This window comes from Thioalkalivibrio sp. ALJ2 (assembly GCF_000378325.1).
Taxonomy (GTDB): Bacteria; Pseudomonadota; Gammaproteobacteria; order Ectothiorhodospirales; family Ectothiorhodospiraceae; genus Thioalkalivibrio.
Window position 1 is genome coordinate 78179 of record NZ_KB899556.1, and the last position, 12692, is coordinate 90870.

Here is a 12692-nt window from a genome sequence, read left to right on the forward strand (position 1 = left end):
TTCCTGCATGAGTGGACGAATCTTCTGTTCGGTGGCGGGCAGAAGGGGACATCCATGATTTCTTGTTCTGCGGCGTCCTCAAGGCGCGGGGGCCTTGAGGACCTGGCGCACTCGTCAGCCCGGCCAGAACGGGGATTGTGAAACTCGAGATCCTCCTCTGTGTTCTATGCTCCCAGACTCGAGGGGATGACAGAGACGGCGAATCATGCCTCGACGATGCAGTGATGGACACCGCGAGGCCCTGCTGGCGAGGCTACCGTGCCGCCGCCTCACGGCCTGGCGGGGGGAGCCGGCTCCGGTACAGGGGAGTTCAGGATGAGTGCGCAAACCATCGGGGAACTGCTGTCTTCCCGTTCCGTTCGCGAGGACCACGACGCAGTCGTCTCCATGAGCCGCGATGGCTCCGATGCCCTCGCTCGGGGGGAACTGCTCGAACGGGCGGGGCGCCTGGCGGCCGGGCTGCAGCAGGCCGGAGTCGAGCAGGGCGACCGGGTCCTGATCCTGGCTCCCAACAGCGCCGAGTGGGTGGTGTCGGCCCTGGGCGTGATGAATGCCGGGGCGGTCCTGGTGCCCCTGGATACTCAGATGCCGCGCGAGGACCTGGACCACGCGATTTCGGATTCCGCACCGCGTTTCATCTTTACCACCACGAAGCTCAGGGACCGGCTCCCCGAGGCCCTTGGCGAGGTACGCATCTACCGGTTCGATGCGGACGCCGATGCTGCGGATGCCTGGGAGGGGCTTCTCGCGAAGGCGCCGGCAGACCCGGTGGCGGGCCCGGATGATATCGCGGCGATCTTCTATACCTCCGGCACCACGGGGCCGCCGAAGGGGGTACCGCTGACGCATGCCAACCTGAGCAGCAACGTGGAGGCGTTGTGCGGCCAGGAACTCGCGGACGATCGCGATCGGGTGCTGGTGCCCCTGCCGTTTCACCATGTGTATCCGTTTACCGTGGGCATCCTGATTCCGCTGACCCTGGGCGCGACGATCATCGTGCCGTTCTCGCTGGTGGGTCCGCAGATCGTGCGCGCGCTTCGCGAGGGCGAGGCCACGGTGATGCTTGGGGTGCCGCGGCTGTACGAGGCCGTGTGGCAGGCCCTGGAAGACCGGGTGGCGGGGCGCGGCAGGCTGGCGGCGTTCGTGTTCCGGCGGATCATCGGTGTCTCCAGGCTGGCGCGCCGCCGGCTCGGTCTCAACCTCGGCCGGAGGCTGCTGAAGGGCCTGCACAGTCGCCTGGCCCCGCGCCTGCGGCTGGTCGTCGCTGGCGGGTCGGCGCTCGATCCGGAGCTGGCGCGCAACCTGCAGGCGCTGGGCTGGGACGTGGCGACCGGCTACGGCCTCAGCGAGACCTCCCCGATCCTGACCTACAACCCGCCGGATCGGCTCAAGATCGAGGCCGCCGGTCTGCCGTTGCCCGGAGTCGAGCTCAAGATCGACGATTCGCAGTCTGGCGACGGGCGTGGCGAGGTGATGGCGCGCGGGCCGAACGTGTTCTCCGGCTACCTGAACCTGCCGGACAAGACCCAGGAGGTCCTGGAGGAAGACGCCTGGTTCCGCACCGGCGATACCGGCGAGATCGACGATGACGGTTACCTGCACCTGCTCGGGCGGGAATCTTCGATGATCGTCCTCTCGGGCGGCGAGAACGTTGATCCGGAACGGGTGGAAGATGCATTGAAGACGATCAAGGACGTACGCGAGGCCGGTATTCTGGCGCACGAAGATCGCCTGGCCGCTGTCGTTGTGCCCGAATCGGGTCTGCTGCGCGAGGTGACCGGCGACGATCTCGAGAAGCGCCTGAGGGAGGCGGTGAACCGGGCGGCGAAGGAACTGCCAAGCCATCATCGCCCGGGCACGGTGCGCGTTGCGCTCGACCCGTTGCCGCGCACGCGCCTGGGCAAGCTGCGTCGGCACAAGCTGGAAGAGTTGTTCGAGGAGCTGGGCCGGGAGGACACGGTCTCCGAGGCGCTGCCGGAGCCGGTTTCGCCCGAATCCTGGGCGCCGGAAGACCAGCAGCTGCTGTCGGATCCTGCAGCGGAGCAGACATGGGCCTATCTTGCCGAACGGTTTCATGACCTGCGTCTGACGCCGGACAGCATGCTGGCGGACGAACTCGGGATCGATTCGCTCAACTGGGTGGATCTGACGCTTGCGCTGGAGGACCGCGCGGGCATCGACCTCGACGATTCGGCGATCGAGCGCGTGGAGACGGTGCGCGACCTGCTGAAGGAGGCGGCCGGAGCCGCGGAGGCGAAGGAAGGGCGAGGGGAGCTCAAGCAGCAGCTCCAGGATCCCGAGTCTTTGCTCGATCCTGCTCAGCAGAGTGCTCTGGAGCCGCCGGGGACGGCCGGCCGGGTGGCCGGGCGTCTGCTCCTGGGAGGTGCGCGGCTGCTGAGCCGATTGTTGATGCGCGTGGAGGTGCGGGGCCGACTCCCCGATCCGGATGCGGGTCCCCATATCCTTGCACCGCGCCATCTGAGCTTCGTGGACCCGCTGGCGTTGCTGCCGGCGTTCAGCACGCGACACCTGGAAGCGCTGTACTGGGCGGGCTTGGAGGCCTATCTGTTTTCCAACCGGTTCTCCCGCGCGTTCAGCCGCGTCGCGCGCATTCTGCCGGTCGATCCCGCCGCGGCACCGCGGCGCAGTCTCCTGCAGGCCGCCGCCACGGTGCGGCGCGGCCACAGCCTAGTCTGGTTTCCGGAAGGGCAGCGTTCCCCGGACGGCAGTCTCCAGCGCCTGCGGCCCGGCATCGGGCTGGTGCTCGCAGCACAGCCCGTGCCGGTGGTGCCGATATGGATTGAGGGTACACGCGAGGTGATGGCCCCGGGTCGGATCTTCCCGCGGCCTGGCAAGAGGGTGCGCGTGATCATTGGCGAGCCGATTTCGGTCGATGCCTACGGCCAGGATGAGCGCGAGATCGTGCAGACCCTTCAGGCTGCACTCGGGGAGCTGGGAGGGGAGCCCGCGGCCGAAGACAATCGGTAGGGGCGCGCACGCGGCGAGGCCGTGCCAAGGGGGCATCTCGTGCCACACGCATTAATGACGGGGTCGGACCACGGTAACGTTGGGAGAATCTCGGGAAACCAGTCGAGAAGGGAGATGGCGAAGTAGGGGGCACCCATGACTTGGCTCGCTGAGTGGTGTGTCCGGCGCCGCATCGTCCAGGGCGGCTGGGCTCCTGCGCGTGTGCCTGGGGCAGGGGTGGCTGTAGGTCGCTTGGGCCGTCCGGTGGCGCCGCTATCAGACATTGAATGGGTCGGAGCGATGCCCAGGAAGAGGGCACCCATGAGTTTTAGCACGGCGCGCAGGACGAAGAGGAAACCGGGCGGGATGCCGGACCAGACTTTTGTCCCCGTTAGTCGAGGATGCCGTGGTCGCGGCCGATGGCACGGGCTCGTGCCTTAAAAACGGCCACGCATGGTTTCCAGGGAAACGCTGCTTGCTCAGGACACGACCCGGACACCGATGACCTGCTGAGGCGTTCTCCCGGGCTGCCCTGTTCGGGGCCAGGCCCGATTGCCTCTACGCGCGGAGGAGCTGGCCCTTTACGCCGTGTTTTCTGGGCGTTTGCAGAAACTGGTGCCTACGCTTCGGGCATCACGTTGGTCGCGCTCGGGCCCTTCGGGCCTTGTTCTACCTCGTAGGAGACTTTCTGTCCCTCGGCGAGGGTCTTGAAGCCGCTGCCCTGGATATTGCTGTGATGCACGAATACGTCCTTGGAACCATCCGAGGGGGTGATGAAACCGAAGCCCTTTTCGTCACTGAACCATTTCACTGTACCGGTAGCCATTCTGTCCTGCTCCTTGCGATTGGAGTCGATGCGGACAGGCGTTTCCGGCCGAGTCCGTCGACACGGTGCTGCGCTGCAGTGTCTGTCTGGCGGCAGTCCCTGTGCCGCGAGAGTAGGGCAAGGGCCTGCCAGTCAGCGCGACTGCTGGCGCGGGTGGGGCGGGATGTCGCCCTTGCTTGTTTTATAGCAGTTCGCGCGGGAAGCGGGGCGATTACGCCTGGATCCGGAACGCCCGCGCAGTCGCATGATTTACGAACCGAAGAAGGGCGACGAAGGGGGCACCCATGATTGCGCCAAGAAGATGCCCGAGTTGCAGGACGTGGCAAGGAGAACGGGCGTTCCGCTGAAGTCATGGTCCCGGCGCCTGTGGAGCCCTGGAGCCGAACAATCCGGACAGCTCCAATTGGCTGAGTATTGCGGGGGAGTTGTCATGAATGTAGGGCTTCACGCGGTCACGAGTTACGACTTGCCGCCTATCGAGCGGTGGCTGCGCTCGGATCATGTGCGCGGCACCTGGGCCGACCCCGATGCGAACCTTCGCGAGCTGAGCGAGCCGCCCGGCGAGGGGCGTGCCCGCGCTACCAGGAGGCCTCGGGTAGCGTCAGTGTCTCGACCCGGTTGCGGCCGGCGCGTTTGGCGCGGTAGAGCGCCTCATCCGCCTGGCGCAGAAGGGCCCTGGGCTCCACGGGCCACCGGGTGTGTACGCTGCACACGCCAATACTGATGGTGACGCGTCCTTCGTCGGTGTCGGGTTGTTTCAGGTCGAGCCCGTACACCGCCTCGCGGATGCGTTCGGCGACCCGCAGCCCGCCCTCGGGGTTGGTGTCGGCCAATACGCAGGCGAATTCCTCGCCACCGTAGCGGGCGCCGACATCGGCGGGGCGGTTCAGTACCGAGCGGATGACGTCGGCGACTGCCCGCAGGCAGTCATCCCCGGCCTGGTGGCCGAAGGCGTCGTTGTACGGCTTGAAGTGGTCGATATCGATCATCAGCAGCGAGAGGGAGCGTTCGCGCCGGGCAGCGCATTCCCGCTCGAGCTGGTGGTCGAACTCGCGTCGGTTGGCGAGGCCGGTCAGCCCGTCCACGCGCGCCTGGCGGGCCAGTTCCTGCTCCACCTGCTTGCGTGCCAGGGTGCCGGCGATCATGTCGGCGACGAGCCGCAGCGCGGTGATCTGGTCGTCGGTCCAGCAATGCGGCGCCTCTACGGCATCGAACCCGAGCATGCCGAAGGCGTTCTGGTCGCTGACGAGGGGGATCAGCAGCAGGGAGCGGATCTGCTCGCGGCGGAATTCCTCCTGTTCCACCGCCGCCTCCGCCGGCAGTTCGTCGACGTCTGGCACGTGCACGACCTTTCTTGCGAGGACCTGTGAGGTGACCCAGTTATGTTCTTGCAGAGGAATCGCCTGAAGGTGCTCCCGGTAGGGCTGTACGCCGCGGGCGCACCATTCGTTGACCAGACTCATCTGATGGGCGGGGAGGTCGAAGCGAAACACGTAGGCGCGCCCGAGGCCGAAGAAGACTCCCAGTCGGGCCAGGCTCTCTTCCATCACCCGGTCGACGTCTCCGGCCGTGATGTTGATCAGTGCGGCGGAGATCTCGGCGATCATGCCTTGCAGGCGATACTGCCGATCGTGGGCCGCCTCCAGCCGGCGGCGGTCGCTGATGTCGACGGCGACCGCGCTTGCTCCAAGCAATTGCCCGTCCGCGGCAAACAGCTGCTCGGAGTGCCACTCCAGGGTGCGGTCCTCGCCGGTGCGGGTGCGGATCGTGCTCTCGAACCCTTGCAGGCCCTGGCCCCGCTCCATGATCTGGCACGCGCGGGCAAAGACCGCCTCGCGGTAGTTGGGATCGGGATATAGCCATTCCCACACGCGGTCGTGCCCCAGCACCTCCTCGCGGGAGTAGCCGCTGATCTGTTCGGCCGCACGGTTCCAGAAGGTGATGCGGCCGTCCACATCCAGTGAATTGATCCAGACCGCTGCGTTGTCGACGATCAGCGCGTTGAACGGGTCCTGATCTTCATACGCCATCGATGCCCCCTGGCCAGGCGAGTGATCACGCTCCATGTTGTCAGAATGCCAGAAAGTCCGGTCGGGGCAAGCATGAGTTAAACCAGAAGCAAGGTTGTAGCAGGGCAGGCATGAAACGGGCGGGCGCACCCAGAAAAGGACGACCAATGCCTCCCCCTTTGGAGGCGTTGGTTCTGAATAAAGACTTTGAATGCAGCGGGTTATCGTGTTTCAGATGCCGATGAGGCTGGAGCGGCCTACAGTGTGATGTCGGCTTCCAGGATCAGAAACACCAGCAGGGCGAGGGTGACGGCCCAAAGCAGCAGATAGCCGGCCATGCTCTGCGCAGCGGCCTCCCGCTGAGCGCGTCCGCGCGGGCGCACGCCCTGATAGAGAAACACGAGCTTGGCCGACAGGTTTACGCACACCACGTTGACCGCCAGTAGCAGGAAGGCCATGTAGGCGGCGGAGAACTCGCCGGAGCCGAGCATGATGCCAACGGTAGCAGCCGGCGGCAGGAGGGCGACGGCCACCATCACGCCGACCAGAACCGTGGGCAGGCCGGTGGTGAGCGACAGCACTGCGGCGGCTCCGGACGCAAGGGCGAGAGCGACCGAGTCGAGACCGACTTGGGTGCGCATTTGCAGTTCGCGCGCGCCGACGTCCACCGACATGACAGTGGCGAGCAGGATCCCGATCAGGATGGCCCCGCCGAGTCCCACCACGTTCGTGCGCAGGGAGCGTCCGATCAGCCGCGTGTCGGCCATGGAGGTCCCGAGCGCCAGTGCCAGGTTGGGACCCAGCAGCGGAGCGATAACCATCGCGCCAATCACCACGGCCACGTTGTCCTCCAGCAGACCAATGGCCGCGACGATGGTGGACAGCACCGTCAACAGGACGAACTGGCCGGTGAGGTCGGCGCCCCCGGCCACGTTGGTATAGAGCTCTTCACGCGAGATTGCGCGGGCCTTCTTGCCGGTGCGTGCAGCATCCTTATCGTCGGCAGTGGAGTCCTGCAACGGGTCGGGCAGGACCGCCTCCACCGGCAGGACCAGGATGCGCGCGGTCTCGACCGCGCCCAGCACACGATAGAGGTCGTCCAGCAGGCGCTGGCGGTAATCCGTGCTGACCAGCATGTGCACGGCCATGCGGTCACGGTTTTCGTCCACCCCGTGCCAGAGGACATCGATGGCCAGCCCGTCGGCGATTCCCAGTACGGTATCCAGATGCCCGGCCGGGCCGACGACTTCAATGATCTTGCTGCTCATGGGCCCCCCTTTGCTTCCGGCATCATAGCAGGGGGGCTGGAGCTGCCGGGCGCGGCAAGAGAACCTGGGGCATGCGCGAACGGGGCACGCAGCATCGCTCAAACTATGCGTGGACCCGGACCGGGGAAGTCGACAACATGGGCGTCACGGGTCTGTGGCATTCGCAGGCAGGAGCCGGTGTTGGGAACGGAGGGAGTGAATGGCAACGGCGCTTCAGAATCAGACGGCGCGCAAGATCCTGCGCGGGCTCAAGTCGCACTATCCGGTGTTCTACCTGCAAGGGTGGGACGAGGACCGCATGGAGCGGCTGCTGCGGGCGGTCGCGCGTTCGTACTACGGCGAGGACGGGCACCTGGAAGTGTGGTCCGCGGGTACCGGGTTCGACAGCGATGCCCCCGACGCCCTGACGACCGATCCGCTGGAGGCGGTGGCACGTGTGGCGAAGGGGCGCACCGAAGGCCCGCGCATGGTGCTGCTGAAGGATCTGCCCACCGGGTTCGAGGGCAACCCGGCGCTGGTCCGCGGGGTGCGCGACCTGTACTACCGGTTGAAGAACAGCCGCGACGTGGTGTTTCTCAGCTGTCCGCTGCTGAAGCTGCCGGAGATCCTGAAGAAGGAGGTCTTCCTGATCGAGGTTGACCTGCCGTCGGAGGAGGAGGTGCTGGAGCAGCTGGAGGCCGCGCATGGCGCGTCCGGGGTCCCGCGCGAGCAGTTGTTCCGCGTGGCGGCCGGGATGCGCGGGCTGTCGCTGAACGAGGTCGGGCACCTGAGTGCGCGGCTGTTTGGCGGCAAGCCGATGGGCGAGGCCGAGATGCTGGCCGAAATCCAGGAGGAAAAGGGCCAGATCCTGCGCAAGGAGAGCTGCCTGCAGTTCTACCCGCCGCAGCGCTCGCTGGACGACATCGGCGGGCTGGAGAACCTGAAGGAGTGGGTGCGCACGCGCGCGGACCTCTTTACCGAGAAGGCCTGGCGCGACAACGTGCCACTCCCGGCCGGCGTGCTGTTCATGGGGGTCAGCGGCTGCGGCAAGAGCATGGCGGCGAAGGCGATCGCGACCGCCTGGGGCCTGCCGCTGGTGCGCCTGGACATGAGCCTGGTGCTGTCCGGCAGCTTTGGCACGCCGGAGTATGCCTTTGCCCGGGCGACGCGGATTGCAGAGGAGATCGCGCCGATGGTGCTGTGGGTGGACGAGCTGGAGAACGCCTTTGGCTTCGACAGCCAGGCACCGGGCAGCGCCGGTAACGTGAACATTTTTTCGAGCTTTCTAACCTGGCTGCAGGAGAAGTCGCCCCGCGTGTTCGTGGCGGCGACCGCGAACCGCATCCATCAGCTCCCGGCCGAGCTGATGCGCAAGGGCCGGTTCGACCAGCTGTTTTTCCTGGACCTGCCGCAGGCGGAAGAGCGCAAGGAGATCCTGCGGATTCATGTTGAGCGCTACGGCGGCAATATCGAGGAGTTCAATCTGAACTACATGGCCGCCAGCACCGAGGACTGGAGCGGGGCGGAGATCGAGCAGGCGGTGAAGTCGGCGCGCATCGATGCCTATCAGGAGGGGCGGGTGTTCAACCAGCGCGACGTGATCCGCAACGTGATCAACACCGTGCCGCTGTCGCGGACGATGGTGGAGCAGATCCGCGAGATCAAGAGCTGGGTGTTCCAGCGTGCGATCAATGCCTCCAGGACGGAGGCGGGGAGCGCAGCCTCCAGTGCGCCGAAGGCGCCACGGCAGGAGCATTGAGTCAGTAGCGGTCACAGAGGATGGATGGGGTAGACCGCGCGGGGTCCGCGGTGGGGCCGGGAATCGAGGCGGACGGGCGTTTCACAGGGCCGGTCGGCACGTCAGAAGCCCGGTCGAGTGAGGCGGCACCGGTCACGCTGGCCGGTAGCGGTACTGTGATGTAAGGAGCCAAAGAATGTTCAAGACCGTCCTAGTCCTGGGCCATGTCAGTGGCATCCGTATTCAGATCCACATCAGCTGGATCTTCATCCTGATCCTGCTGCTGGCGAGCATGAGCACCGGCTTCTATCACCAGTATCCGGAGTGGAGCCTGGCGATGGCGGTTGGCACCGCGGCGGTGACGGCCCTGCTGTTCTTTTCTTCCATCCTGGCCCATGAACTGGGCCACAGCATGGTAGCGCTGCGGCGTGGTGTGCCGGTGGAGTCCATCACCCTGTTCATCTTCGGGGGACTGGCCCAGATGGGGCGAGACCCCGAGCGGGCAGAGGACGAGTTCTGGATAGCGATTGCCGGGCCGGCGGTGAGTGCGGCCCTGGCATTGCTCTTCTGGTGGCTCGCGTTGCTCACCGCGGATTGGTTCGAGCCGGTACCGGTGGCGCTGGGCTGGCTCGCGCTGATCAACATGATCGTGGCCATTTTCAATCTGATCCCGGGTTTTCCGCTGGATGGCGGGCGGGTGTTCCGGGCAGTGATCTGGAAGTTGACGGGCGACCCGCGCAGGGCCATCGAGGCCGCAGTACGGGGTGGGCGGATGGTGGCCTACCTCCTGTTCGGCTTCGCCTTCTGGAACGTCGTGGTGCTGGGCAACCTGATCGGGGGCCTGTGGGTGATGCTGATCGCCTGGTTCCTGCTGAACATGGCCGAGATGCAGGGGCGGATGTATGACATGCGCGAGCGGCTGGTGGATGTCCGTGCGCGGGATCTGGCAAACCCGGATCCGCCATTTGTCGGCCAGGATGTATCGGTCGAGGAGTGGATTGACCGTTTTGTTCTGCCGGGTGGGCGCCGCTCCTTTCTGGTGGGCGATGCGGAGCGGGTTCAGGGACTGGTGACGCTCAGCGACAGCCGCAAGGTGCCGCGGGAGCGGTGGCCGACCACCCGGATCGCCGCGATCATGACCCCCGTGGATGCGCTGAGCCGTGTCGCGCCCGACACGAAGGCGGAGGAGATCCTGCAGGTCATGAGCGAACACAACCTCAATCAGATCCCGGTGATGGATGAATCCGGTCGAGCCATCGGCTGGATCGATCGCCAGCAGCTCCTGCGCACGATCGAGATCCACATGGAGCTCCAGCGTTAGGTGTGATCTCTCAATAGGTTGTCCTCAGGGAGCCCGAGGAGGCGGATGGAGGATCAATTGCGGTGGTCGCGCTGTGTCTGCAGCCTCTCCTGTTCGCGCCATTCCATCTCCTTCTGCCGGAGGTAGGTGTCCTGGTCCAGCTCCCGCAGCTGTTCGGGATAGCGCTCGGTGAGTTCGAACCAGCGCGCCATGCGGAACGCCAGACGATCCTCTTCCGCGACCTCAAGGCTCTCCAGATAGGCCTGGAATGCCAGGTAGAAGCGCATCACGTTGCGCTCGATGACACCTTGCAGACCGTCGACGTAGATCGGCCTTCCGGCATCATCCTCCCCCACCACGGTGAAGCCGGCCCGATCCCCGCCGCCGAAGCGGAGATAGAGGTTCAGGAAGCCCCGGGCCAGGGCTCCGTAATCAACGGCATGCCGAACGTGGATCAGGGTCCGCTCGGCATCCAGAGGTACGGCCTCCAGGGTCATGCGGTAGTCCCGGGTGCCGTAGGGCCCCCGGTCCCCTGCGAGTTTCACGGCCAGATAGTCCTCCTCGGCGATCTGCACCCGGAAGTCCAGGTCCACCCGATAGGCGTTTTCCGGGCGCTGGAAGCGCTTTCTGCTGATGTAGAGTTCGATGCCGGACCGCTCGCCGTCCCCGTGGTGGACGCAGGCCTTCACATTGATATGCAGGAAGAGGGAGTCGCACCATACGGCCGCGGAGTGGAATTCCTGGGACACCTGATGGAAGGGATGGTCGAGGATGGCGTCCACCCGGACCATGACGGTGTCGTTTTGCTGATCGGAGTCCAGCCGTATCGGTTCGGCATCCAGAGGCGTGCGCTCGATGCCCGCGGTTACGTCCTCGATTCGCTCAGGCAGTGGTCCGTACTCGAGGGCAGACGCCGGGACCCACGCGCTGCCGAGTACCGCCAGGGCCAGCACGGCTGAAATCAGGCGGCTACGCCGCGGGGGCGACCGTTCCGGCGGCAGGTGGAGGCGCAAGGGTTGTTCCGTGTCCATACGGTGAGATTGGTCAAGGCCGGCGGAAAGTGCCAGCACCTGCTGTGCGACGCGGTAAGCACGAATGAGGTCGGGTCACGCTGACTGGAAGAACCGGCAGGGCCAGATGTTCGAAGTTCGATGCCGATGTCTGGCGGTGTCAGGCATTCGCTTCTGCTTGGTGCCGGCGATACAGCCGCCAGGCCGTCAGGCCGACGAGTAGCGAAGCCAGCCCGCCGGTCACGAAGACCAGTGCCGGTGTAATGCCTGCCGGGCCGGTGAGCAGCCAGAACAGTACCGGGGCCACCAGCATCGCGGCGAACGCGAGGAAATTGCTGGCGGCGATGAAGCGGCCGCGTCGCTCGGCGGGGCTGTGGCCCTGCAGGTAGGCCGTGATCGGCACGATGAAAAAGCCGGAGGCGACACCCAGCAGGGCCATGAGCACCAGGGTTGCGTGGTAACTGTCGGCGGCGAAGTACAGCAGTGCGCTGAGCAGGGCTGCGGCGATCATTCCGGCCGGGGCATGGTGCATGGCGATGGTCCCACGCGAGAGATAGCCGGCGAGGATGCTGCCGGCACCGATGCCCAGCGCCAGCGTGGTCAGGATGATGCCGGTTGCAAGCTCGCCGAGCTCCAGGTGGATTTCTGCGAACAGGGGAACGTTCAGCTGGTACAGCGTGCCCAGCGCCCAGAACCACGCGATGCCGAGAATCACCAGGAACAGGACTCGATGCGGGCGAATCTCGTTGATGGACTGTACGATCGTCGCAAACGGGTTGATTCGGAACGGCGCGGGGTTGTCGGTGGCCACGGTCGGGGTGATGAAGAGGCTTGTCACCAGGCCAGTGATGGACAGTGCCACGACAAGTGCAGCCGGTATCCACAGGTCCTCGCGGGCGAACTCCATCACGAAGCCGGCCAGAGCTGTCCCGAGGATGATGGCCAGGAACGTCCACAGCTGGATATGCCCGTTGGCGCGCGAGAGCTGCTGGTAGCGCACGATCTCCGGCAGGATGCCGAATTTGGACGGGCTGAAGAACGTGCTCTGCAGGCCCATCAGGAAGGTCGTCACCAACAAGCCGGTGAAGTTTTCGGTGATCAGCATCAGCGCGGCGGCCATTAGTACCGCGACCTCGGCCAGACGCGTGGTGACGATCACCGCCTTCTTGCTGTAGCGGTCCGAGATATAGCCTGCCCAGGGCGAGAACAGCACGAATGGCAGCAGGAAAACGAAGCCGACCAGGCTGTAGTAGAAGGTGCCTTCCCCCTCGGCGACGAATTGGCGGATGGCGATGAAAATGACCACCAGCCGGAAGAAGTTGTCGTTGAGGGCATTGATGAAGACGGTCGCCATGTGGGCGATGAAGCCCTTTCTGCGTATGTCCGAGGTCTCGGTCATGGGGGCCGCCTGCCAAGGTTTCCGGAAGGACTCCGGCAAGGGTTGGCGCGGGACAGCGCAATAGTCAAATCGGGTGGATACCGTTCAGGCGGTGGGCTTGCCGGAGTGGCAGGGCTTGGCGGGGCTGCGAGAGGCGGCATCGGGCTATACCAGTTGCTCTGCTGGCACAGGAAGAGCCGGTACAGGCTCCCCGGCA

General features: G+C 65.5%; 8 protein-coding genes. 3 read left to right on the plus strand and 5 right to left on the minus strand.

From position 1 onward, the window contains the following. Nucleotides 1–315 precede the first annotated feature (315 nt). A complete protein-coding gene (locus F468_RS0107630; RefSeq protein WP_018994891.1) occupies nucleotides 316–2988 on the plus strand; it encodes an AMP-binding protein in 2673 nt (890 codons plus the stop codon). Between the two features lie 598 nt (nucleotides 2989–3586). Here F468_RS0107630 and F468_RS0107635 read toward each other — a convergent pair. From F468_RS0107635 to F468_RS0107645, 3 genes are all read right to left on the minus strand, one after another. Then, the gene (locus F468_RS0107635) at nucleotides 3587–3793 is read right to left on the minus strand and encodes a cold-shock protein (RefSeq protein ID WP_018649446.1); all 207 of its coding nucleotides are present in this window, start codon (nucleotides 3791–3793) and stop codon (nucleotides 3587–3589) included. 578 nt (nucleotides 3794–4371) lie between these two features. After that, on the minus strand, nucleotides 4372–5823 hold the full coding sequence (locus tag F468_RS0107640; RefSeq protein WP_018994892.1) for a diguanylate cyclase: 1452 nt from the start codon (nucleotides 5821–5823) through the stop codon (nucleotides 4372–4374). A 236-nt stretch (nucleotides 5824–6059) separates the two neighbouring features. Continuing rightward, nucleotides 6060–7070, minus strand: coding sequence for a TIGR00341 family protein (locus tag F468_RS0107645; protein WP_018137802.1), 1011 nt, complete (start codon nucleotides 7068–7070; stop codon nucleotides 6060–6062). A gap of 199 nt (nucleotides 7071–7269) precedes the next feature. On the opposite strand from F468_RS0107645, the gene F468_RS0107650 reads away from it, so the two are divergent. Together F468_RS0107650 and F468_RS0107655 are read left to right on the plus strand one after the other, a co-directional pair. Beyond that, nucleotides 7270–8808, plus strand: coding sequence for an AAA family ATPase (locus tag F468_RS0107650; RefSeq protein ID WP_018994893.1), 1539 nt, complete (start codon nucleotides 7270–7272; stop codon nucleotides 8806–8808). Nucleotides 8809–8983: 175 nt separating this feature from the next. Then, nucleotides 8984–10108 (plus strand): site-2 protease family protein, encoded by a 1125-nt coding sequence (locus tag F468_RS0107655; RefSeq protein WP_018137800.1) that lies wholly within the window; start codon nucleotides 8984–8986, stop codon nucleotides 10106–10108. A 53-nt stretch (nucleotides 10109–10161) separates the two neighbouring features. Here F468_RS0107655 and F468_RS0107660 read toward each other — a convergent pair whose 3' ends face one another. Together F468_RS0107660 and F468_RS0107665 are read right to left on the minus strand one after the other, a co-directional pair. Then, the gene (locus tag F468_RS0107660) at nucleotides 10162–11100 is read right to left on the minus strand and encodes a hypothetical protein (RefSeq protein WP_018994894.1); all 939 of its coding nucleotides are present in this window, start codon (nucleotides 11098–11100) and stop codon (nucleotides 10162–10164) included. A gap of 157 nt (nucleotides 11101–11257) precedes the next feature. Continuing rightward, nucleotides 11258–12496 carry an MFS transporter gene (locus F468_RS0107665; protein WP_018994895.1) on the minus strand — a complete coding sequence of 413 codons (1239 nt, stop codon included), beginning with the start codon at nucleotides 12494–12496 and terminating at the stop codon, nucleotides 11258–11260. Nucleotides 12497–12692: the final 196 nt, after the last annotated feature.

What these genes read in the sequence shown, in the direction of transcription:
- F468_RS0107665 (WP_018994895.1), bottom strand. Translation starts at nt 12,496, where the DNA reads ATGACCGAGACCTCGGACATACGCAGAAAGGGCTTCATCGCCCACATG.
- F468_RS0107630 (WP_018994891.1), top strand. Translation starts at nt 316, where the DNA reads ATGAGTGCGCAAACCATCGGGGAACTGCTGTCTTCCCGTTCCGTTCGC.
- F468_RS0107635 (WP_018649446.1), bottom strand. Translation starts at nt 3,793, where the DNA reads ATGGCTACCGGTACAGTGAAATGGTTCAGTGACGAAAAGGGCTTCGGT.
- F468_RS0107655 (WP_018137800.1), top strand. Translation starts at nt 8,984, where the DNA reads ATGTTCAAGACCGTCCTAGTCCTGGGCCATGTCAGTGGCATCCGTATT.
- F468_RS0107650 (WP_018994893.1), top strand. Translation starts at nt 7,270, where the DNA reads ATGGCAACGGCGCTTCAGAATCAGACGGCGCGCAAGATCCTGCGCGGG.
- F468_RS0107645 (WP_018137802.1), bottom strand. Translation starts at nt 7,070, where the DNA reads ATGAGCAGCAAGATCATTGAAGTCGTCGGCCCGGCCGGGCATCTGGAT.
- F468_RS0107640 (WP_018994892.1), bottom strand. Translation starts at nt 5,823, where the DNA reads ATGGCGTATGAAGATCAGGACCCGTTCAACGCGCTGATCGTCGACAAC.